General features: G+C 65.0%; 18 protein-coding genes. 7 read left to right on the top strand and 11 right to left on the bottom strand.

What is annotated here, in order from left to right; genetic code table 11:
* Positions 1 to 135 precede the first annotated feature (135 nt).
* A complete protein-coding gene (locus HD842_RS22625; RefSeq protein ID WP_183557972.1) occupies positions 136 to 2,109 on the top strand; it encodes an ATP-binding cassette domain-containing protein in 1,974 nt (657 codons plus the stop codon).
* An 18-nt stretch (positions 2,110 to 2,127) separates the two neighbouring features.
* On the opposite strand, the gene HD842_RS22620 is transcribed toward HD842_RS22625, so the two are convergent.
* From HD842_RS22620 to HD842_RS22610, 3 genes are all read right to left on the bottom strand, one after another.
* A complete protein-coding gene (locus HD842_RS22620; protein WP_183557956.1) occupies positions 2,128 to 2,610 on the bottom strand; it encodes a chemotaxis protein CheW in 483 nt (160 codons plus the stop codon).
* Positions 2,611 to 2,708: 98 nt separating this feature from the next.
* Entirely contained in the window at positions 2,709 to 4,586 is a 1,878-nt protein-coding gene (locus HD842_RS22615) for a flagellar assembly protein A (RefSeq protein WP_370660878.1), read from the bottom strand.
* A gap of 241 nt (positions 4,587 to 4,827) precedes the next feature.
* Positions 4,828 to 5,193 carry a hypothetical protein gene (locus HD842_RS22610; protein ID WP_183558659.1) on the bottom strand — a complete coding sequence of 122 codons (366 nt, stop codon included), beginning with the start codon at positions 5,191 to 5,193 and terminating at the stop codon, positions 4,828 to 4,830.
* Between the two features lie 200 nt (positions 5,194 to 5,393).
* Between HD842_RS22610 and ompR the strand changes: the two genes are divergently transcribed.
* Complete coding sequence (ompR, locus tag HD842_RS22605; protein ID WP_183557954.1) at positions 5,394 to 6,161, top strand: osmolarity response regulator transcription factor OmpR; 768 nt, start codon at positions 5,394 to 5,396, stop codon at positions 6,159 to 6,161.
* Positions 6,161 to 7,546 carry an ATP-binding protein gene (locus tag HD842_RS22600; protein WP_441899751.1) on the top strand — a complete coding sequence of 462 codons (1,386 nt, stop codon included), beginning with the start codon at positions 6,161 to 6,163 and terminating at the stop codon, positions 7,544 to 7,546. The genes ompR and HD842_RS22600 overlap by 1 nt, the downstream gene beginning before the upstream one ends.
* Positions 7,547 to 7,558: 12 nt before the next feature.
* Here HD842_RS22600 and HD842_RS22595 read toward each other — a convergent pair whose 3' ends face one another.
* On the bottom strand, positions 7,559 to 8,527 hold the full coding sequence (locus HD842_RS22595) for a threo-3-hydroxy-L-aspartate ammonia-lyase (RefSeq protein ID WP_183557920.1): 969 nt from the start codon (positions 8,525 to 8,527) through the stop codon (positions 7,559 to 7,561).
* Between the two features lie 199 nt (positions 8,528 to 8,726).
* On the opposite strand from HD842_RS22595, the gene HD842_RS22590 reads away from it, so the two are divergent.
* Positions 8,727 to 10,049, top strand: coding sequence for a S41 family peptidase (locus HD842_RS22590; protein WP_183557917.1), 1,323 nt, complete (start codon positions 8,727 to 8,729; stop codon positions 10,047 to 10,049).
* Here the strand turns inward: HD842_RS22590 and HD842_RS22585 are convergent.
* On the bottom strand, positions 9,994 to 10,485 hold the full coding sequence (locus tag HD842_RS22585; protein ID WP_183557914.1) for a hypothetical protein: 492 nt from the start codon (positions 10,483 to 10,485) through the stop codon (positions 9,994 to 9,996). The genes HD842_RS22590 and HD842_RS22585 overlap by 56 nt on opposite strands.
* Before the next feature lie 90 nt (positions 10,486 to 10,575).
* A complete protein-coding gene (locus HD842_RS22580) occupies positions 10,576 to 11,568 on the bottom strand; it encodes a 2-hydroxyacid dehydrogenase (RefSeq protein WP_183557911.1) in 993 nt (330 codons plus the stop codon).
* 191 nt (positions 11,569 to 11,759) lie between these two features.
* Here HD842_RS22580 and HD842_RS22575 point away from each other — a divergent pair, with 191 nt between their 5' ends.
* Positions 11,760 to 12,143, top strand: a complete 384-nt coding sequence (locus HD842_RS22575; protein WP_183557908.1) for a DUF4124 domain-containing protein — start codon at positions 11,760 to 11,762, stop codon at positions 12,141 to 12,143.
* Between the two features lie 46 nt (positions 12,144 to 12,189).
* Here HD842_RS22575 and HD842_RS22570 read toward each other — a convergent pair whose 3' ends face one another.
* The 5 genes from HD842_RS22570 to HD842_RS22550 form a co-directional block, all read right to left on the bottom strand.
* On the bottom strand, positions 12,190 to 15,129 hold the full coding sequence (locus HD842_RS22570; RefSeq protein WP_183557905.1) for a putative bifunctional diguanylate cyclase/phosphodiesterase: 2,940 nt from the start codon (positions 15,127 to 15,129) through the stop codon (positions 12,190 to 12,192).
* 135 nt (positions 15,130 to 15,264) lie between these two features.
* Positions 15,265 to 16,023, bottom strand: coding sequence for an N-acyl amino acid synthase FeeM domain-containing protein (locus tag HD842_RS22565; protein WP_183557903.1), 759 nt, complete (start codon positions 16,021 to 16,023; stop codon positions 15,265 to 15,267).
* Positions 16,024 to 16,202: 179 nt separating this feature from the next.
* Positions 16,203 to 17,036 (bottom strand): PhzF family phenazine biosynthesis protein, encoded by an 834-nt coding sequence (locus tag HD842_RS22560; protein ID WP_183557899.1) that lies wholly within the window; start codon positions 17,034 to 17,036, stop codon positions 16,203 to 16,205.
* A 46-nt stretch (positions 17,037 to 17,082) separates the two neighbouring features.
* Entirely contained in the window at positions 17,083 to 18,234 is a 1,152-nt protein-coding gene (locus HD842_RS22555) for an MFS transporter (RefSeq protein ID WP_183558591.1), read from the bottom strand.
* A gap of 290 nt (positions 18,235 to 18,524) precedes the next feature.
* On the bottom strand, positions 18,525 to 20,567 hold the full coding sequence (locus HD842_RS22550) for a glycoside hydrolase family 97 protein (RefSeq protein WP_183557896.1): 2,043 nt from the start codon (positions 20,565 to 20,567) through the stop codon (positions 18,525 to 18,527).
* Positions 20,568 to 20,727: 160 nt separating this feature from the next.
* On the opposite strand from HD842_RS22550, the gene HD842_RS22545 reads away from it, so the two are divergent.
* Both HD842_RS22545 and HD842_RS22540 read left to right on the top strand, forming a co-directional pair.
* On the top strand, positions 20,728 to 21,390 hold the full coding sequence (locus HD842_RS22545; protein WP_183557893.1) for a response regulator: 663 nt from the start codon (positions 20,728 to 20,730) through the stop codon (positions 21,388 to 21,390).
* On the top strand, positions 21,380 to 22,756 hold the full coding sequence (locus tag HD842_RS22540; RefSeq protein WP_370660877.1) for an ATP-binding protein: 1,377 nt from the start codon (positions 21,380 to 21,382) through the stop codon (positions 22,754 to 22,756). Before HD842_RS22545 ends, HD842_RS22540 begins: the two co-directional genes overlap by 11 nt.
* Positions 22,757 to 22,765 lie beyond the last annotated feature (9 nt).

Here is a 22,765-nt window from a genome sequence, read left to right as displayed (position 1 = left end):
TCATTGATCGTAGGGTGGTCGGCTATGCCGACCACGCGGTGATCGATACCAGCAAGATCATCCGGCACAAAACCGGAACCCATCACAATCACCGCGTGGCCGGCACAGCCGGCCACACAACAAGATAGCGACACCATGATCCGTATCCAGAACGTCAGCCTGATGCGCGGCACCAAGCCGCTGCTCGTCGATGCCGACCTGACCCTCAACCCGGGCGACAAGATCGGCCTGATCGGCGCCAACGGCGCCGGCAAATCGAGCCTGTTCGGCATGCTCCGTAACGAGCTGCACCCGGACCAGGGCCAGATCGACTTCCCGGCCAAATGGCGCATGGCATACGTGGCGCAAGAGACGCCAGCGCTGGACCGCGCGGCGCTCGATTACGCCATCGACGGCGACGTCGGCCTGCGTAAACTCCAGGCCGAGCTGGAAGAGCTGGAATCGCACCCGGACGTCGACGCCCACGGCATGCGCCTGGGCGAGCTGCATGGCATGCTGGCCGACGCCGATGGCTACACGGTGCAGTCGCGCGGCGAGCAACTGCTGCTGGGCCTGGGCTTTTCGCTGGCGCAGATGAACCAGCCGGTGGCGAGCTTCTCGGGCGGCTGGCGCATGCGCCTGAACCTGGCGCAGGCACTGATGTGCCCGTCCGACCTGCTGCTGCTCGATGAACCGACCAACCACCTGGATCTGGATGCGATCATCTGGCTCGAAGACTGGCTCAAGCGCTACACGGGCACCCTGATCATCATTTCCCACGATCGCGACTTCCTCGATGAAGTCGTCAACGTGATCGTGCATATCGACGAGCGCAAGCTGAAGCGCTACACGGCCAACTACTCGGGCTTCGAGCGCCAGCGCGCCGCCCAGATGATCCTGGCCGCTGGCGCACTCGAGAAGCAGCAGCGCCAGCGCGCGCACCTCGAGTCGTTCGTCAACCGCTTCAAGGCGCAAGCCTCCAAGGCGCGCCAGGCCCAGAGCCGCATGAAGGCCCTGGCCAAGATGGAAGAGCTGGCGCCGCTGCGCGCCGCGGCCGAGTTCTCGTTCGACTTCCGCGAGCCGTTGTCGGCCCCGAATCCGCTGCTGGTGCTCGACAAGGTCGACGCCGGCTACTTCCTGCTCGACGAGCATGGCGACAAGGTCGGCAAGAAAACCATCGTCAACCACATCGACTTTTCGCTGACCATCGGCCAGCGCATTGGCCTGCTGGGTGTGAACGGCGCCGGTAAATCGACGCTGATCAAGACCATCGCGGGCGAGCTGATGCCGCTGACCGGCGAAGCGACCATTGGTAAAGGCCTGTCGATCGGCTACTTCGCCCAGCACCAGGTCGAGATGCTGCGCCACGATGAATCGCCGCTGTGGCACCTGGCCAAGATCGCGCCGACCGTGCGCGAGCAAGAACTGCGCAACTTCCTGGGTAGTTTCAACTTCCCGGGCGACATGGTGACCAGCTCGATCAAGCCGTTCTCGGGCGGCGAGAAAGCGCGTCTGGCGCTGGCGTTGATCGTCTGGCAGCGCCCGAACCTGCTGCTGCTCGATGAACCGACCAACCACCTGGACCTGGAAACGCGCGAGGCGCTGACGATGGCGCTGGCGCAGTTCGAAGGCACGCTGATCGTCGTGTCCCACGATCGTCACCTGCTGCGCGCGACGACCGATGAATTCATCATCGTCGCAGACGGCCGCTTGCAACCGTTCGATGGCGACCTGGACGACTACAAGGACTGGCTGTTCAAGACCAAGCTGGGCAAAGGCACCGACATCCTGCCGCTGGCCAAGGCCGCTGCACCCGTCGCGCCGGTGCCGAGCGCCACGCCGGCCGAGCGCAAGGAACAGAAGCGCCTGGGCGCCGAAGAACGCCAGCGCAATGCCGCGCAGCGCAAACCGATCGAGAACAAGGTCAAGCGTCTGGACGAGCAGATGGCCAAGCTGCAGGCAAAGAAGGCCACGATCGATGCCGCCCTGCTCGACCCGACGATCTACGATGCGCACAACAAGGATCGTCTCAAGACGCTGGTGGCCGACCAGGCATTCGTCGCGCGCGATCTGGAAACGTTCGAGATGGAGTGGCTAGAGTTGCAGGAACAGCTGGAAGCGCTGGCGTAAGCTGGCAGTACGACGCCGTCAGGCGGCCCGGAGCGGCCGCCGCGGTGACAACGACATCAGGCCATCGATGTCGATCAACACGACGCACCGGCCGTCGATGCGGGCAATGCCGATCAGGTAACTGGCGCCCGCCTCGCCCGGGACGGTTTGCACGGCCTCCGGGCGCACGTGCACGATGCCCGTCACCCCTTCCACCACCATTCCTACCAGACCGCTCGACAGGCGCAGGATGATCACGTCGGTGTCGGGGTGCACCACACCGCCGTGCGCATCCACTACTTGGGTAGCAGTGGTGCGCATATCGATCACCGGCAGGATCACGCCATGCGACAGCGCCACGCCGCCGATGATGTCGCCGTCTTCCGCGAAGCGTTCAAGGGACTTGAGCAGTTTGAGTTCTTGCACGCGCGCGCAATCGAGTCCGTACTCCTGCCCGTCGAGCATGAAGCTGAGGTAATCCCGGGGTGCGCCAGACCGTGGCGCGCGCGATGTGGTGTGCATGGTGGATCCTTCGTCAGTCCGACCACCATCGTATGCCTGCCTCCCAGCCTGATGTTGACTACCATCAATTCAGACTGGCCGCTCCCGGGGGGGGAGGATCACCCCATGGCGGTCGCGGATGCAGAATCCCAGGCCCAGGCGCCCTCGCGGCCGGCATGCAGCAATTCGGTGCCGATGGCGTCGCGCAGGCGCAGCCGGATGTCGCGCGGCCCCTGGTCCCAGATGCAGCCAAGATCCGGCTCGTACGGCAACGCGCGTACCTGCACCTCACCGGCGATGGCCTCGAGTGCGATCTGCGCCGCGCCGACGCGGTCGTAGCGCTGCGCTTCCAGGCGACCCAGCACCGCCATCCCCGACTGCCGTTCGGCGTCGAGCTTTTTCGCTTCGTCCGACAGGCGGCCGAGCTCCTTGAGCGCCGGCCCCGCGGTATCGGTCATGCGCTGGAATTGCGGTACCTGCTCGGGCTTGAGGACCAGGTCGCCACTGCGGATGCGCGGCGCGATCTTCAGGTAGGTGCTCAGGTGCGGCTGGGCCGTCAGCGTCTCGATCGATGCGCGGTGGCGTGCTGCGAGCTGGCCGAACTGCCCGATCCGCTCGCGCACCTGGGCCATGGCATCGTCGATGCGCGCGCAATCAGGCCGCAGCAGATACACCAGCATCTCGCCCTGCTTCCACGGCGCGGCGTGGCCGATCCGGACACGCCGGCCGGCAATCGCGCTGCCCTCGGCATGTGTGACCTCGACGTCGTCGCCCATGATTTCACAGTTGATCGCGGTGTCGACCCGGATGCGGGCACCGGAAATCACGCAGTTCTCGGCCCGTCCCAGCACCACGTCGCCCCGGGCCGCCTGGATCGTCGCGCTGGAGGCCACGCCCAGCACGCGCACGCCGCCGTTCATATTGCGCGCACTGCCGCCAACCAGGTTGCGCTCCAGGCGGATGACGCCGCCGCGCGAGAGCACGTGGCCATACACGTCCGCATGCACGGTGATGTTGTCGCCTTCGATGGTGCGCTGTTCCTGGACTTCGCCGAATTCTTCGTAATCGCCACTCAGGTTCAGGTTGCCTGTGGTCCTGGCGCTGACGCCATCGCGGCTGACGATCTTGTCGGAGATGGCGATGCGGCTGCTGTCGGGATCGACATTCAAAAAGCCGTCGCGGCGCGCGATCAAAAATTCGCCGGCGGGCACGATGTCGATGCCGGTGCCTTCGCCGGCGTATGCGGCCAGGTCGAGGTCCGCCCCGATCTGGGCCAGGAGCAAAATGCCGGTCAGTTCGAAACCCGGGCTGCCCGCCGTGCGTGGCACCTTGCGCAGCAGGCGCGTCCCCATGCGCACTTGCGGAAAGCGGTTCTGGAAGCTCATGAGGTCGAGCTTGCCATTGGCCAGCTGGAGCGGCGCATTGCTGCGGTGCAGTTCGCTCGTGACTTCTTCGACGCGCGCGGCGTCGCCATCGACGGGCGCGAGGCGGCGCGCCACCACGCAGCGGCCAGCCGCGCCCTTGCCGATGGCCTCGGCGATGGCGGCGACATCGGCGCCGAAGCGGATCCCCTTGATCCACAGGTCGGCGACGAATTCGTCGGCATCGAGCGCGGCTGGCCGCTCGCCGCCGTCGGGATCCGGTTCGACCACTGGTTCGAAATAGTATTCGGCCTGGCCGTCCGTGATTTTGGCTGACCGGTACAGCGACTGGCGGGCCGGCGTGAACGGCAGGATGTGATTGGCGATGCACACCTGCACCCGGCCCGCAGCATCGCGTGGCAACGCCGGGCCATGGTCATACAGGGCTTTGATCAGTATCGGGTAATCGAGGCCCGCCAGATAGTGACCGGCGCGCAGCAGGTTGTCGAGCGCCGCCGCGAGTGTCGTGCCGAGCGCTTCCGGGTCGGCATACACGCCGTCCTCGCGCTGGACGATGCAGTGTTCGGGCCCGTCAAAATCAAAGCGTGCTGCAGAAGACAAGGCGACATCGGACACGTTTGCGCTCCAGGTGACGGATATTGTTGGCGAAAAACCTTACCAACAGTAAGGCGCCCGCCAACATAGCATGTTGCGCTAATTAAATAAACATATAGCAATAATATTTGCGAAAAAGAAAATGGACACGGATGGACGCGGCAGTGTCAGCCGGGGCCAGCCCCATGCGTTGAGGCTGATCAAACGCCAGACGCAACAACGGCGCCAGAGGCGCCGTTGTCGTTACTGAAACAGCCGCCTGTCAGCGGCGGCGCGAACTGGGATACAGGTCAGCGCCTTCCTTGATCTGGCGACGCAGGTCGCGCCGCTCGTCCGGCGACAGGCGTCCGCGCGGCCGCTCTTCGCGCACCGTGTCCTGCTGGACCTCGGCATTGCGGCGGCCCTGCTCGCGCACTTCGAATGCGCGCGCGTCGCGCTGCGCCTGCATCTCGTAACGCTCGCGCGCCTGGGCGTCATCGCTGCGGCGGTTGCGGTCCTGGTCCTGGGCCAATGCACCGGCACCGGTTGCCGCAAGGGCGCAGGCGAAAACACCAAGGCGCACAAGCCGTGCCAACCGGCCGCAAGCGGTACCGGGTGCTGCTGGATTGTCGTTGAGCGCGTGGTTCATGGTGTTCCTCTTCCGTGATGCCTGATAAACGGATAAGCTGTGTTGATCACTTGACGCCAGTGTAGGTTGATCGCGCAGGCGGGGTAAGACTAATTGGGTAAAGTTTGTAACACATTGTAATGGCTGAGCTGAGTCGTGCCTGCGGCGCAGCCATAAGAAGTTACCATAGCGACATTCATCTGACAATTCTGGACAGTTCCATGACTTCAACGACTCCGAACATTAACGTGGGTACCGGCACGCAGGGCGGCCACTCCGCCAAGATCATGGTCGTGGACGACGACGTGCGCCTGCGCGATCTGCTGCGCCGTTATCTGACCGAACAGGGTTTCCAGGTCGTGACCGCCGAGAGCGCACCCGCCATGAACAAGCTGTGGCTGCGCGAACGCTATGACCTGCTCGTGCTCGACCTGATGCTGCCCGGCGAAGACGGCCTGTCGATCTGCCGCCGTTTGCGCGGCGCCGGCGACCAGACCCCGATCATCATGCTCACAGCAAAGGGTGAAGACGTCGACCGCATCGTCGGCCTCGAGATGGGCGCCGACGACTATCTGCCCAAGCCATTCAACCCGCGCGAACTGGTGGCCCGCATCGGCGCGGTGCTGCGCCGCAAAGGCCCCGACGAAATCCCTGGCGCGCCATCGGAAACCCCGCAAACCTTCGAGTTCGGCGACTTCATCCTTGATCTCGGCACGCGCACGCTGAAGAAAAACGGCGAGACCGTCCCGTTGACCACCGGCGAATTCTCGGTGCTCAAGGTGTTTGCGCGCCATGCACGCCAGCCGCTGTCACGCGAAAAACTGATGGAACTGGCCCGTGGCCGCGAATACGAAGTGTTCGACCGCTCGCTCGACGTCCAGATCTCGCGCCTGCGCAAGCTGATCGAACCCGATCCGTCCAGCCCGCTGTACATCCAGACCGTCTGGGGCCTGGGCTATGTGTTCATTCCTGAGGGGCAGCCGCGCTAGTGAAGCCTCCTGCATTTACGTCGCTCGCGGCGGCGCATCGCGCCGTGCGCTTTGCCTGGTTCAAGAGCGGCCTGTTCTGGCGCACGTTCTTCCTGATGTCGGTGCTTACTGCCGTCTCGATGGGCGCCTGGATCGGCATGATCAACGTCTACCAGCGCGGCCCGCAAGTGCAGCAGACGGCCGAAACGGTCGTGTCCGTCGTCACCATCACCAAGGCCGCGCTGACGCACTCGGCGCCCGACCTGCGGCTCGAACTGCTGCTCGAACTGGCCTCGAACGAAGGCATCCGCATCTTCACGCTCGAAGACACGGACATCATCGATCCACCGCCGCACAATCCCCTGATGCCCGAGATCGCCGCCATCGTGCGCGAGCGACTCGGTGCCGACACCCGCTTTTCCAGCGGCGTAAACGGCGTGCCCGGCTTTTACATCAGCTTTGATATCGAGGATGACAAGTACTGGCTGATGCTCGAGCGCGAGCGCCTGGCGGGCTTGACGCGCGTCCAGTGGCTCGGCTGGGCGGTCGTCGTCGGCCTGCTGTCGGTACTGGGCGCAGCATTGATCTCGAGCCTCGTCAACCGGCCGCTGGCGCGCCTGACGTCCGCCGCACGCGCCATCGCCAAGGGTGAGCGCCCGGCGCGGCTGCCCGAAAAAGGCTCGCAGGAGATCATCGAAGCCAATCGCAGCTTCAACCAGATGGTCGAAGACCTGGCCCAGGTCGAGAAGGACCGGGCCGTGATCCTGGCCGGCATTTCGCACGATTTGCGCACGCCGCTCGCGCGCATGGGTCTCGAGGTCGAGATGGCCAACCTGTCGCAGGAAGCGCGCGACGGCATGCAGTCGGACATCGCGCAGATGGACGCCATCATCGGCCAGTTCCTCGACTACGCCAAGCCGACCGAAGCGGCCACGTTCGTGCCGGTAGATCTGTCCGAGCTGCTGGCGGACATCGGCCACCACGCGGGCCGCATCCCGAGCCTGCGCATCAGGACCGACCTGGTGCCGGACGTGCATGTGCAGGGCAATGCCACCGACCTGCGGCGCGTGATCAACAACATCATCGAGAACGCGCGCCGTTACGGCGTCACGCCGGGGCAGGACTACACCGAGATCGACATCGTGCTGCGCGTGAAAGCAACGGGCCACGGCCGGCGCGCCGTGATCGAGATCGGCGACCATGGCGTCGGCGTACCGCCGGACCAGATCGCGCAGCTGATGAAGCCCTTTACGCGTCTCGACAGCGCGCGGGGCCAGGCCAATGGCGCCGGGCTGGGCCTGGCCATCGTCGAACGGGTGCTCACGCGCCACAATGCGGGGCTCGAAGTGAGCAACCGCGACGGTGGCGGGTTCCTGCTGCAGGTGGCGTTACCGCTGGCGGCCTGAGCGTTTAGGCCGTCAAGCCCCGATCAGGCTCGCGAACCGGGCCAGATCGATATTCCCCCCACTGACCAACACGCCGATCCGCTTGCCCCGCAAGCTGTCCTTCATCTTGCGCGCCGCCGCAAAGCCCAGGCAACCCGTCGGCTCCACAACGATCTTCATGCGCTCGGCAAAGAACCGCATGCAGGCCACCAGTTCGTCGTCACTGACGGTCAGGATGTCGTCGACGTCGCGCTGGATGATCGGGAACGTCAGCTGCCCCAGGTGCTGCGTCTGCGCGCCATCGGCGATCGTGCGCGGCGTGTCGATGTGCACGATCTGCCCGGTACGGAACGACTGCTGGCCATCGTTGCCCGCTTCGGGCTCAACGCCATACAGCAGGCATCCCGGCGACAGGGCGCGCGTGGCCAGTGCCGAGCCCGACAACAGCCCGCCGCCGCCCAGGCACACGAAGAACGCGTCGAGCGGACCGACCTCATCGAACAGTTCCTTGGCCGCGGTGCCCTGCCCTGCGATCACGTCCGCGTGGTCGTAGGGCGGGATCAGCGTCAGGCCGTCGCGCTCGGCCAGCGCGCGGCCGATCTGCTCGCGGTCCTCGGTATAACGATCGTAGGTGACGACGGTGGCACCGTAGCCGCGCGTGGCGGCGACCTTCGCGGCCGGCGCATCCTCGGGCATGATGATCGTGGCCGGCATCTCCAGCAGCCGCGCCGACAGCGCGATCGCCTGCGCGTGATTACCCGACGAGAACGCCACGACGCCGGCGCGCCGCTGCTCCGGGCTGAACCTGGCCAGCGCGTTGTAGCCGCCCCGGAACTTGAAGGCGCCCATGCGCTGCATGTTTTCACACTTGAAGAACACCTCGGCGCCGAACTCCTCGTTGACGGTGCGCGAAGTCAGCACCGGCGTGCGGTGCGCGGCGCCGGCAATGCGTTCGGCGGCCTGGACGACGTCGTCATACGTGGGAAGCTGGAGCATGGTCATGCGGGTGGTCCTTTCAGGGGCATGGGTAAGGAAGGCGATGGCGCAGTCTATCGGCCACCCGGACGAACGTCAAACGCGCCGGCAAGGTGGCTGAACAATCGTATGCAGACGTTGTCAATTAGATAGTTTTACGATGTGATTGTTGGTACAGTAACCGATCGTCCCAAGAGGCGCCACGCTGCATACACCGAGGAAGCATATGTATCCGTTGCATTTTGCCGTCACCAGTTTGTTCGCTTTGCTGCTGTTGGGGCAAGCTGCCCACGCCGCGCCCGTCATCACGAAACAAGCGCTGCAACAGGATATCGATCTCGTGCTCAGGACCGTGCGCGAGCAGCATCCGGACCTGGGGTTGTCGACGAGCGATGCGGCCGTCGCCGCTGCGCTGGAAGCGATCGGGCGCGACCTGCCACCATCGATGACGCGCGATGAAGCATGGCGCCAGGTGGCCCGCATCAATCCGCTGCTGGCCGACGGGCATCTTGCGATCACGCTGACCGACTGGCGCGCCGATACCGCATTGCACCGTGCTGCCGGCGGGGTCCTGTTCCCGTTCGATGTGGCGTTCGACCCGCAGGGCCGGCTCGTCATCGATGCCGCACTGGGAGGCGCAGCGTCACCCCTGGCCGGGGCGCGCATCGTCGCCATCGACGGCGTGCCGGTCGACACGCTCGTGACCAGCCTGGCGTCCCGCGTCCACGGCGATACGCCCGCGATGCGCATGGCCCTGCTGGCGCAGCGCTGGTGGCTGTATCACTGGAAAACGCTCGGCGCTGCGCAGCAGTACCGGCTCGTCATCGAACGCGATGGCCAGCGTAGCGAACTCGTTGTACCCGGCAGCCCGGACCAGCCGCGCATGCTGCAGGACGAGGTGGACATCGCGCGCCTGTACCGGCTCGACACCGTGCCCGGCTGTTCGGCGGTCCTGACCGTCAACGCGTTCGATAGTTCTCACCTGACAGATTTCGTCGCTTTTACCCAGGCCGCGTTCACGCGCATGCAGCAGGAACACATCAGGCACCTCGTCATCGACATCCGCGCCAATACCGGCGGCGACGACGTGATGTGGCTCGACGGCCTGATGCCGTATCTGGCAACGGCGCGTTACCGCACCGGCTCGAGCGCCGTCAAGCGCGTGTTGCGTGCCAACCCCGAGCGCGGCGAACAGGTCGGCCAGATCATCCACACGCAGATCGCCACGTGGCGCGAGCCGCAACCCGACCATCCCGCACACTTCAACGGCAAAGTTGAGGTAGCAATCGGTCCGCTGACCTATTCGTCGAGCGTGCTGTTTGCCAATGTGATGCAGGACTTCGGCTTTGCCACCCTGGTCGGCACGGGCGGCGCGGCCAGGCGCAGCCAGTCGGGCGGCGTGTATGGCGTGCCGTTGCCGCAATCAGGCCTGACGCTGTGGGTGCCGCGCTTCGTACTCGATCCGCCGGGCGGCGCGCCGAAGGGCGCCCTGCTCAGCGCGCAGGCGCCGTGGAATCCGAATGTCGCACCTGCATGTCAGGCATTGTGACCGTGCGCGTCTGCTCCGGCGAGACAGCCAGCAGCGCCTGCTCGATCTGGCGGTTGCGCAGGGCGCTGAAGGCGATGCGGGCGACCGCACCCAATACCAGCGAAACGAACGCCGCCAGCGCTGCCCAGGGGCCACCGAACAACCAGGCGGCGACAAGGATTGCGAAACCGAGAAGGTACAGATCCAGCACCAGATCGACGGCCAGGAACCAGGGCCTGTAGGTGAATCCGACGGTGGGCCTGGACAAATCGCGCCAGCCCAGTATCTTCTGCCAGTTACCCGGCTCACTCAGCGCTACGGCATAGGTCGATCCTGCCGTGGGTGCGCGTGCGTGGTCTAACACGACGGCGAACTCGCATTTGCCGCCCGCCTCAAAACTGAATGTCCCCGACTGGACGTCGAATACCCGCTCGAAGCGGACTGTCTCAATGTACATGTGTGTTCTCCCATGTTTGGCCTGCTCACAGCACCGTAACGCAGGCCAGGTGCGCTGTCCAGTAGTCAGGGCGGTTCACGCAGCTTTTCGTCAGCCGGGAATGCGGTTAACCAACGCTTCACCGCGTTCGAAGGCGCTGATGCTGTCGATGGTCGTACGCATGATCTGGCCGATCGCTTCGACCGTGAAGAACGCCTGGTGGCCAGTGACGATAACGTTCGGGAACGACACCAGGCGCTGGATCACGTCGTCGAGAATGATCGTCGACGACAGGTCCTGGAAGAACAGGCTCGCCTCCTGCTCGTAGACGTCGATTGCCAGCCCGCCCAGCTGGCCGGTCTTGAGCGCCTGGACGACGGCATCGGTATCGACCAGCCCGCCGCGGCTGGTGTTGATCAGCACGCAGCCGCGCTTGACGCGCGCCAGGGCGGCCGCATCGACGATGTGGTGTGTCGCGTCCAGCAGCGGGCAATGAAGCGAGACGACGTCGCTGCATGCCAGCAGCTCATCCACGCCCAGGTAGCGCCCGCCCAGCGCCTCGAATGCCTGCGTCGGATACAGGTCGTGGCCCACGAGCGTGCAGCCGAAACCGGCCATGATGCGGGCGAAGATCAGCCCGATCTTGCCAGTGCCGATCACACCGACTGTCTTGCCGTGCAAGTCAAAGCCCATCAACCCGTCGAGGTCGAAGTTGCCTTCGCGCGTGCGCACGCTGGCGCGCGCAATCTTGCGGTTCACGGCCAGCAACAGGCCGACCGCAAACTCGGCGACCGAATTGGGTGAATAGTCGGTGACGCGCACGACCTCGATGCCGAGCCGGCGTGCAGCGGCGGCGTCGATGTGGTTGTAGCCGGTCGAGCGCGTGGCCACGAGGCGCGTGCCCTGCCGCGCGAGGATCTCCAGGACGGCCGCGTCGACCGTGTCATTGACGAAGACGCAGACTGCCATGCACCCGGCCGCCTGGCTCGCCGTCTGCACGGTGAGGCGCTCTTCGATGAACAGCAACGCATGGCCGACGCCGTCGTTGGCCTGCGCCAGCATGGTCTTGTCATAGCGACGTGCACTGAATACGGCTGTTTTCAAACGGTTCTCCTGCTGGATGATGGTCAACTTCTTATACGCCCTCGGACGCGATAAGGACAGTCATACCGTCGCAGGCTGTCAAATGGACGGCGCGCAGGCCTACAAGCCTGTGTGAACTGACGCACAGAAGCAAAATGATGCAAATAAGACAATTAAATTGTTGAAATTAAAGCAAAGCCGAGGAGTCGATCATGAAGCGTCATTTCTGCCAACTGTTGCTGCTGGCTGCCACCACGATGGCAGCGCCGGTCGCGTTTTCCGAGACCAGCATCGTCAAGTGCGTTGATGACGAAGGACGCGTGACATTGACCGATCGGCCCTGTGAAGCCGGCGCGACCACCGTGCACATGGCGAGCGAGCCTGCCAATGACGGCGTGACGCGTGCCCACGCCCATCCCCTGGTGACCGAAGCCAGCGTATTGCCGCCGCCACGCGCGATGCAACGTACTTATGTTCCGGCCCCGCGTGCAGTTGCCAAACTGCTGGCCAGTGATGTCGCCACACTGAAGGCGGCGCGTGCCCAGTTCGTCTTGAGCGACGTGCGCTCGACGCCGGTGCTGGCGGGCCTCGACTAAGCACCACCTGTCGCTGCTTGTCGCTTGTTACAGCCGTTATTGCCTGCTAGTGCAAGCGCGTGACGCTGGCCAGATGTGACGTGGGCGGCTTGTCCCATTCGCTCAGCAGCGCCAGCAAGGCTGGATCCTGGATGAAGCTGGCGCTGGAGCGCCCTTCCAGGATGCGCTCGGGCGGCATCGAGCGCGCCACGACGAACCCCTGCACGTAATCGACACCGATTTCCTGCAGCGTCTGGACCGTGGCGGCATCCTCGGCCCACTCTGCGATCGTCTTCATGCCCAGGTTGACGGCCAGGCTGACAATGGCCTCGACGATCGCCACGTTGGCCGGGTGCGCATTGATATTGACGATGAAGTTGCCGTCGATCTTGAGCACGTCCGCGGGCAGCTCTTTGAGATACGAGAACGAGGTGTAGCCGGCACCGAAATCATCCAGCGCGACCTTCACGCCGAAGCCACGCACCTGGTCGATGAAGCGGCGCGTGTTGTCCAGGTCATGCAGGGCCACGCTCTCGGTGATTTCGAGGCACAGGCGGCTGGCCACGTGCACGTAGCGGCCGAGAATGTCGAACGTGTCCTGCACGAAGCGCTCGTCGTTGAGCGATGCGCCCGACAGGTTCATGCAGACAAAGCGGGTATTGACCAGCTCGTCATTGTGCTCGGCGATCCACGCCAGCGTGCTGGTGAGCACCCAGCGGTCGATCATGCTCGCGCGCCCGCTTTTTTCGGCGGCGACAATCACGGCACCGGCCGGCACGACGCGGCCATCGGGCTCGCGCATGCGCAGCAGCACCTCGAAATTGAGCGATTCCAGCGGCGTGCGCAGCGACATGATCGGCTGCATTTCCAGCAGCAGACCGTCGGTGGCGCCCGGGCCCGACAGGCGCTCGACCATGTCGAGTTCGGCGGCGCGCTGGCGGAATGCATCGGCGTCGCGCTCGTACACCACCAGCCCGTCGCCCGTGCCGGTCTTGGCTTCGCGGCAGGCGCGGTCGGCGGTGGAGACAGCGTCCTTCATCGGCATGCCCGGCACCACCTCGATCAGCCCGACCGATGCGCGCACGTGGAACGCCTTGTCCCCCACGCGGTAGGGCGTGCTGCCGAGCCGGTCGACGATGCCGCGAATGATGATCGAGGCCAGCGGAATTGCGGTCTCGGGCATCACGATCACGAATTCGTCACCGCCCACGCGGCCCAGTTGCTGGCCACCGGCCAGCATCGCGCCCATGCGTTCGCAGACCTGCTTGAGCACTTCGTCGCCGGCACCGTGTCCGAACAGATCGTTGATCAGCTTGAAGCGGTCGAGGTCGACGTATGCCAGCGCCATCGGCCGGCCGGCGGCCAGGCTTGCACTGGCATTGCTGAACTCGCGCTCGATGCCGCGCCGGTTGAAGACCTTGGTCAATGGATCGTTGTTGGCCATAAAGCGCAGCTGCTCGGTGGCCTTGTATTTTTCGGTGGTGTCCTGCAGCACGCCCTCGATGCGCGACCTGGCCAGCGTGGCGCTGACCTGGAAGCGCTGGCCGCCGTCGCGGCTGGTCAGCTCCATCTCGGCTTCGACTTTTGCATGGACCTGTTCGTGCAGCGCGGCCCAGCTCGCTTCAGTGAAGTACTGGCGCCACGCCGTACGGCCCGCCGTGAAGTCGGTCATGCCCAGCATTTTTTGCAGCGCCGGATTCACGCTCAAAAAGTGGCCATAGATATCGAGCGTGAACAGGCCGACCGGCATCGCCTTGTACGCATGCTCGAGTTCTTCCTGTGCTTCCTGGCGCTTCTCGGTTTCCATGCGCATCTGTTCGGCCACGGCCAGTGCCGCCAGCAGGCTCGATGCGAGCGCCGCGGTGACGCTGTTGATCACCCCCAGCAGCTCGCGCATGCCGAACGCGGCCGACGCGACTTCGGCCAGCGACGCCATGAAGGTGACGGCGAACGAGGCGGCGAACCAGCCTGCGACCCGCGTGCGGGATTCGATGATGATCTTGAACAGGCCGATCGTCATCAACGAGAAGCAGCACGCGAGGATGCCCCACATCAGCGGCAGGTACATGCCATACGGGACCAGGATGGCAGCAGCCAGCATCGGCATGCACAGCCATTGCATGACGCGCATCGGCACCACGTAACGCATCTCGGCCAGGTGATCCTTGAGCAGCGCCTGGTACAGCGTCAGCGTCGCGATGCCATACATCGTGAACGTGACGGCGCGGCTGCGCAGCAGCCAGTCGGACGGCACCGCCTGGCCGAGCCACTGGATGTCCCAGCCGGCCGACAGCGCCCCCACACGCAGGTTCAGGATCAGCCAGCCGGCAAACATCACGTACACCGGCTGCCGGTTGATCAGTGCCGTGATCAGGATGAACAGCGCCAGCACGATCATGCCGCCGTCGAGCAGCCCCGACTTGCGGTGGTACTGCTTGACCGACAACACGTACTGTTCGACGGGCCACTGCACGACCGTCAGGCGCGCCGGGCCCGCGAACGTGCCGCGGCACAGCAACTGGCGCGGCAGCGGCGCCACGCTCAGCGCGAAGCCGGCCTTGTCGGCGCTTAGCAGGCCGGTACTGTCGCTGCGGCTGGCGGTACCCAGCGGGGCCAGCGACGCCGCGTTCCAGCAGGCGATATCGAGCGCATGGCGCGACGGGAATTCGAGCACCTGTGCACCGGGGCGCGGCATCGGCTCGACGACGAACCAGACCGGCGCTTCGGACAGATGGGTGTCATGCGTGTTGGTCAATGGGCGCTCGCGCGCCGGCCCGAGTGCACTGGCAGGATCGAGCGTGCCGGCCGGGTCGACCAGCACGTGCATCGTCAGCGGCACGTCGCCGCTGGTGCGGTATTCGTCGTGCCAGAAAACGAGCGCAATCAGCGACACCACCGCGATCCCGATCGGGATGAGGTAGTAAGAAAATGTTTTCAGGATCAGTTCGACCGCCGCTTGCGACGCGGCTGGCAGCGAAGCACGAAACTGATGGGAAAGCTTGGGCATGAGCGGCCTTGGTAATACGCATGACCATCGCGCAGACAACGACGGCCACTAAAGCGCAAGGATACAGCTTTAGCGTAGTGCCGTCATGCCCTTCGTAGTTGAACAACCGTCGGTTTCGCGCCGTGTAATGCGGCCTCAGGCGACTGCCAGTTCTTTCCGCGCCGGCCATTCCGGTACCGACGGGGCGACGACAGGGCCGATGTCGATATCCGGGTGCACCGTGTTGAAGAAGAAGTCGAGCATCGGATGCCGCGCCTCGGTCCATCGTTGCTGGAAGGTGGCGATCTCGAAGGCCATCACGCGGTGCGGGATATTGCCGACATGGCGCAGCGGCACCAGGCCATCTTCCGGAAACACGTCGACAAACAGCATCTGCTCGTACTGCCGGTCGACCGGCGGGCGGCCTGTCGCCACCGAGAAATCAATGGCATTGTCTTCGCAATACATGAAACACGCCTTGACCAGTGCAATTTTTACCATGCGCCCCACCCGCCCTTCATCGACGGCCAGCCGGGTAGCCTCGACCAGCCGCTTGCCCTGCAACCAGTCGGGCAGCACCACTGACCCCTCCACGCCCAGCGGCCGGTGCAGGTTGGTGCGGATGCGGGTGCTGCCGATTGCCGTGCCGTCGAGCTTGGACTCGGCCAGCAGCACGATCGTGTCGGCATCGAAGTCAGCCGCTTCAGGCTGCGCCAGGGTGCGTGCGAAATCCGGCACATGGCGCGCATAGGCGGCGTGGCGGATCTTCACGGCTTTGAGCAAGTCGGCCTGGGTCTGTACCCGGCGGATCGTGAACGGCAATCGTTCGGTCACGCTGCCGGTGACTGCGGGACGCACCGAACGTGGTCGCGACAGCGTGGCTGGGTGGATGACGGCGGCGGTGAACTGCTCCATGGCGGAACTCCTTGATTGATTGAGAGAAACAGAAATTAACTGGATTCAATTATCAATCCGCATACGGAGAATCTATTTACAGAGCAGGCGTACTTTTCACCTTCAGTTTGAATGAGCGAGAAACCGGGAAAAATGGCTGCGTCACGAGGACCATGTGCGTTGCATAATGACGGCCGTCATCACAGCATCCGCGCACTGCCCGAGACCCGGATCGGGCCGCCAATCTCGTCGCCGAATTCGGCAGTAATGAGCGAGCGCATGCCCATGTCTTCGCCCTGCACGATGTCGATCCGGCCGCCATGCGGCCAGCCGAGATCGCGCAGATAGCCGGCCAGCGCGGCCGTTGCAGCGCCTGTCGCCGGATCTTCCAGCACGCCACCAGAAGCAAAAGCGTTGCGCGTATGAAACAGATTATGGTGTTCTGGCCACGCCAGCACGATCGTCACCAGGCCGTGGGCGTCCATCAGCGCCCGGCCCGCGTCGAGCGTGTACGCCATCGCCGCCAGCGCCGCGCGGCTGGACAGCGCCAGGAACAGGTGGTCGGCGCCGGCGTGGATGCAGGCGGGCGGCAGGCGCGGATCGAGGTCGGCGTGCCCGTAGCCGAACAGCGCGAGCGCCGCATCGACCAGAGCGAGCGGCGCGGGATGGCTACGGGTAGGCGGGGACTGCAGCGCCGCCTGCATGCGTGCGCCGTCCTGCCGTCCCTCGACAGAGATGGCAGCGGCATTCAGGGTCAGCGCAAAGCGGCCAGCGCCATGTCGGCGCGCCAGGGCGGCGCCCAGGGCAATGGTCGCATGGCCACAGAACGGCACCTCGGACGCGGGCGAAAAATAGCGTACCCGCCACCCCTCGCCTTCGGGCGCGGCAAACGCGGTTTCGGAAAAACCCACGTCGCGCGCCATCGCAGCCATCTCGGCGGCCGGTGGCAAGACCGCGCCGATCCAGACCCCGGCCGGATTGCCGCCCTGACCATGGTCGTCGAAGGCGGCGAGAAGTTCAATATCCTGGCGCATGGCTGCTTCCTCACTAATTGGAAACACCCATCATAGCGCCAGGCCGCTAGCGCCGGGCGTCGATGCGCGGCAGCAGCACGGCCAGGATGCCCAGCAGTGGTAAGAACGAGGCAATCTGGTACACCTGCGCGATGCCGTGCACGTCGGCGATGGTGCCCATTGCGGCCGCGCCCACGCCGCTGATGCCGAACATCAGGCCGAAGAAAATGCCCGAGATCAGGCCGACCTTGCCCGGCACCAGTTCCTGCGCGAACACGACGATGGCGGAGAACGCCGACGACATCACCAAGCCGATGATGACCGACAGCACGCCGGTCCAGAACAGGTCAGCGTACGGCAGCGCGATGGTGAACGGCGCCGCGCCCAGGATCGAGAACCAGATCACGCGCTTGCGTCCGATCTTGTCGCCGATCGGCCCGCCCGCGAACGTGCCCAGCGCCACCGAGGCCAGGAACAGGAACAGGTACATCTGCGCGGTGCCCACCGGCAGCTTGAACTTCTCGATGAGGAAGAAGGTGTAATAGGTCTGCAGGCTCGCCATATAGATGTACTTGGAGAACACCAGCAGCGCCAGCACGGCCAGCGCCTGGATCACCTTCTTGCGCGGCAGCGCCGGACCGGCGTGCAGCGCGGCCTTCTTGACCATGTTCATCAGGTGATGGCTGTACCAGCGGCTCACGCCCACCAGCACCGCCACCGCAACGAGCACCAGCAGCATGAACCAGGCAATCTCGGCCTGCCCGCGGCCGACCACGATCGCCGCGGCCAGCAGCGGCCCCAGGGCCGAGCCGGCATTGCCGCCGACCTGGAACACCGACTGCGCAAAACCGAAGCGCCCGCCCGACGCGAGGCGCGCGACGCGCGAGGCTTCCGGGTGGAAGGTCGACGAGCCCACGCCGATCATGCCGGCCGCAACCAGCAGCATCGGATAGCTGCCCGCCCACGCGAGCAGACCGACGCCGAGCAGCGTCACGCACATCCCGGCCGGCAGCAGGAACGGGATCGGCCGCTTGTCGGTGTACAGGCCGATCCACGGCTGCAGCAACGAGGCGGTGCACTGGAACGTCAGCGTGATCAGGCCGACCTGGGTGAAGGTCAGGTTGAATTCGTGCTTCAGGAGCGGGTAGATCGACGGCAGCACCGCCTGCACACAATCGTTGAGCAGGTGGACGAAGGCAACCGAGAGAAGAATTTGCATGACCGCACCCGGGACGGCCTGGGTGGTAGCGGCGGTGGTGCTGGACGGCGAGGAAGATGTGGACATGGACGACGCGGGTGGACAGAACAGTCCGACAGGATATGCGAAAAATCCTGATAACGTGTGACGTATTGGCATACACCACTGCCATATGCACGTCGTTCCCGCGCAGGCGGGAACCCAGTTTTGCACGAGCAGCCACCGACTTGCGTATTGGTGGCCAGGCAAACGACTTGGGTTCCCGCCTCCGCGGGAACGACGGAGACGGGCTTGCCGCTACAGGCGAGGTGCTACCCCGCCGGCACCAGCCGGATCGCCTGCCCGCCGCCCGGCGCCAGCACCATCCTGATGGTATCGGCACTGGTGACGGTGCGCTTCTCGATCACCAGGTCGAACCGGCGCTCGCTGCGATAGTCAGCCTTGTCGCCATCGCGGTAGATCTCGGCCACATACGACTTGCCGGCATCCAGGAACGACAACGGCAGATCGAGCGTGCGCGCATTGCCATCGGTGACCGAGCCGACGTACCAGGCGCTCGAGTTGCGGTCCTTGCGCGCGATGGTCGCGTATTCACCGACAGCGCCATGCAGCACGCGCGTATCGTCCCAGTCGGTCGGCACGTCGCGGATGAACTTGAACGCACCCGGGTAGCGGTCGTAATGCTCGATCAGATCGGCCGCCATCACCACCGGCGAATAGATCACCACAAAGTTGGCCAGCTGCTTGGCCTGGGTCGAGTTGAACGGCTTCTTGTCCTTGCCCTCCAGGCTCAGGATGCCCGGCGTGTAATCGAGCGGGCCGCTGAGCATGCGGGTGAACACCAGATTGGCCTCGTGCTCGACGCTGTTGACCGGATTGCCCCAGGCGTTGTACTCCACGCCGCGCGCGCCTTCACGCGAGATCCAGTTCGGATAGGTACGGCGCAGGCCCGTGTCCTTCACCGGCTCGTGCGTGTTGATCGCGATCTTGTAGCGCGCCGCATCCTCGACCACCTTCTGGTAGTGACGCACGCCCTCTTGCGAATCCGTATAGCCGAAATGGACCTTGCCGTTCTTGCCCATGAACTGCGCGGCGCCGCCATCGGTCACGTAGCCGGTCTTGACGCTGTCCACGCCGTTCTTTGCATACAGGCGCAGCGCTGCATCGAGCTGCTTCTCGTAGTGCGCGATATTGCCGCCGGTCTCGTGGTGGCCGATGATGTGCACGCCGCGCGCTTTGCCGTACGCCGCCAGTGCCGGCAGGTCGAAGCGCGGGTTCGAGCGGGTGAAGTCCATGTCCGCGCCGTTGCCGGCCCAGTCGCTGTCCCAGCCCGGATTCCAGCCTTCGACCAGCACACCGCGAAAGCCATTCTTTGCCGCGAAGTCGATGTAGCGCTTCGTGTAGTCAGTGGTCGCGCCGAGCCGGTCGCCCGCGGCCCAGGTTTTGGTTTCGAGGTGCATGTCCCACCAGACGCCGACATACTTCGATGGCTTGACCCACGAGACGTCGCCCAGTTTGTTCGGTTCGTTCAGGTTCAGCACGAGGTCGGACATGTACAGGCCCGCCGCATCACCCGCGATCTGCATCGTGCGCCACGGCGTCGTGAAGCTGCCGGTGCGCACGACCGGCGCGCCGTTGGCGGACGGCGTCAGGTGCGCGCGCAGGCGCTGGCCTTCGACCCGGCGCAGCCACATCGACGCGTAGTCGACCAGTGCTGCTTCGTGGAAGGCGATGTGCGTGCCGTTTTCCATGCGCACCGTCATCGGCGTGTTGGCCATGCCCACTTCGCGCAGCGGCGTTTTCTGGATCGGGTATTCGAGCGCCCAGACTTCACCGGCCTGCTGCCACCAGGCGGTGGCCGGCTGCGCCACCACGAATTCGGTCAGCTCGTCAGCGATGTGCATGGCACGGTTATTGGCCTGCTTCGGGAATTCGTAGCGGAAGCCCACGCCATCGTCGAACACGCGAAACACGATGGCCAGGCGCCGGCCATCCTTCTTCTGGTGCACGTCCACGCGCAGCTGGCTGTAGTGATTGCGCACCGTACGGCGCTCGCCCCACGGCTGCTCCCAGGTGCTGTCATGGGCCGTGACGAGGTGACGTTCCATCGCGAAGCCGGCGTCGAGTGGCTTGTCGCTGGCCAGCACGAAGCCCAGGCGCGACGGCGCGATCACCGGCTGGCCATTGCGCTCGACCTGGTACGACAGGCGCCCGTCCGGCGCCACCTGCAACGACACCTTGAGCACCTTGCCGGGCGACTCGACGGTGGCCATCAGGTCTTCGGCGGCGAACGCGCCGGTACTGATCACCATGCCCAGCGCCACGAGGCTCATCTTCAATAAACTGGTACGCATCCTTCGTCTCCTGTCTCGTCTTGTTTTCTGTTGCATTTTCAACCTGAAAGCGGTCGCCCCGGATAGTCCGGCATCGGGGATGCGCGGTCAATGTGCGGCTGAAGCGAATCTGAAGATTCGCTGCGGCGCCCGAAGCGCAGCGCACTGATACACTTCCGGCATGAAAATTCTGATGATCGAAGACGATCTGGCGATCGGCCAGGCCCTCCTGTCGGTGTTCCAGGACGAAGGCCACACGGCAGTCTGGCTGCGCCTGGCCCAGGGCGCAGCCGCGCGCATGCGCAGCGAATCGTTCGACGCCGTGGTGCTCGACCTGGGCCTGCCCGATGGCGACGGCACCGACGTGCTGCGCGCGCTGCGCGATGAGGGCGTGCGTTTGCCGGTCTTGATCATCAGCGCGCGCGACAGCCTGCAGGACCGCCTCAAGGGATTCGACCTGGGCGCGGACGACTACCTGATCAAGCCCTTCGAGATTCCCGAACTGCTGGTGCGCCTGCGCGCGATCGTGCGCCGCAGCCACGGCGCGCTCGAAGAAAACCTGTGGGTGGCGGGCGATATTGAGCTGGATGAAAACCGCATGCTCGTCACGCGCGGCGGCCAGAGCGTCACGCTGTCAAAAACCGAATTCGCGCTGCTGCTCACCTTGATGAAGCAGGCCAACCGCGTGCTCACGCGCGTCGAACTCGAACGGCGCGCCCTGCCCTCCGGCGAAGGCCAGAGTCAGACGCTCGACGTGCACATCTTCAACCTGCGCAAGAAAGTGGGCGAAGGCGTGATCCGCACCGTGCGTGGCGTCGGCTACATGGTGCAGCGTGACGTTTAGACAGTCCTCGCTGTTCCGGCGCCTGATGTTCAGCTTTGCCGGCGTGATCGTCAGCGTCGCAATCATCGGCGTGCTGTGGATGTTCTACGAAGCCAAGGTCACGCAGCGCACACGCACCTTCAGTGAAAACAAGGCGCACACGCTCAACATCCTGTCGCACCTGGTGGACACCGGCGCCCGGCCAGAGCGCATGCTGCCGGCGCTCGCCGCGATCGAGGTGAACCGCGAGCGCATGTTCAGGGAGCTCGATTACCACTCGCGCGTACGCGTGCGGGTCTGGCTCGATGGTCGCCTGCTCTACAACTCGATGCCGGAGCTGCCGGACGTGCTGCCCGAGGTGGCCGCGCGCGGCGCCTACGCGTGGGTGCGCTGGACGGCGCATGATGCCAGCAACCGTATCGTCGTCGAGCGCCGCCACGAAGTCGACGACGAGTGGATGCTGACCATCTGGGGCGTGAGCTTTTTACTGTCGTCGACCTTTTTCAGCCTGCCGCTGCTGTTGATCCCGGCGTGGCTGATCGTTGGCATCGGCCTGCGGCCGCTGCGCTCGATCGCGTCGAGCATCGCCCAGCGCACGGATGCCGACCTGACGCCGCTGCCCGACTCGAAGTACAAGGAACTCTCGCCGCTGGTGGTGGCGATCAATGGCCTGATGCATCGCCTGAGTCAACGCATCGAGCACGAACACGAGTTCCTGACCGACGCTGCGCACGAGCTCAAGACGCCGCTGGCGGCCATCCAGATCAACGCCCACGTCTTGATGAGCCGCGCCGGCGCCGAAATGGCCGAGCGCTGCGCCGAGCCGGCGGCCGGCCTGCGCAGTGGCGTCGCGCGCGCCACGCACACGGTGCACCAGTTGCTGGCGCTCGAACGTGCCCGGGCCGAACCGCAGGTGGCGCAGGCGTGTCCGCTGACGGACGTGGCCGACTTCGTGCGCGAGCGCGTCGCGACGGCGGCGCACCTGGCGGTGCAACGCAATATCGAAATCGAATTCGACGCCGCCCCGGACGCCGGTGGCGCGCTGCCGCTGCACCTGGAAAGCATGGCGTCGGCGGTCGATAACCTGATCAGCAATGCGATCAAGTATTCACCGACGGATGGCCGCATCACCGTGCGCCTGACACGCGCTGCGCACGGCTACCGGCTGGCGATCTGCGACGGCGGGCCGGGGATTGCGCCAGACCTGCGCGACAAGGTGTTCGAACGGTTCTACCGGGTGCCGGGGCAGGAGCAACTGGGTTCCGGACTGGGGCTGGCGATTGCCGAACGGGGCGCAGCGAGAAATGGCGGCACGATCTCGCTGGAAGATGGCGAGCACCGCCGCGGCGTGTGCGCGACCATTACGTTCACTGGCGCCGTGGGGTAGTTTTCCGGG

The sequence above is a fragment of the Massilia aurea genome (genome assembly GCF_014200505.1).
Classification (GTDB): Bacteria; Pseudomonadota; Gammaproteobacteria; order Burkholderiales; family Burkholderiaceae_D; genus Telluria; species Telluria aurea_B.
Note: the sequence above shows the minus strand (reverse complement) of the source record. Positions and strands in the feature narration are given on the sequence as shown.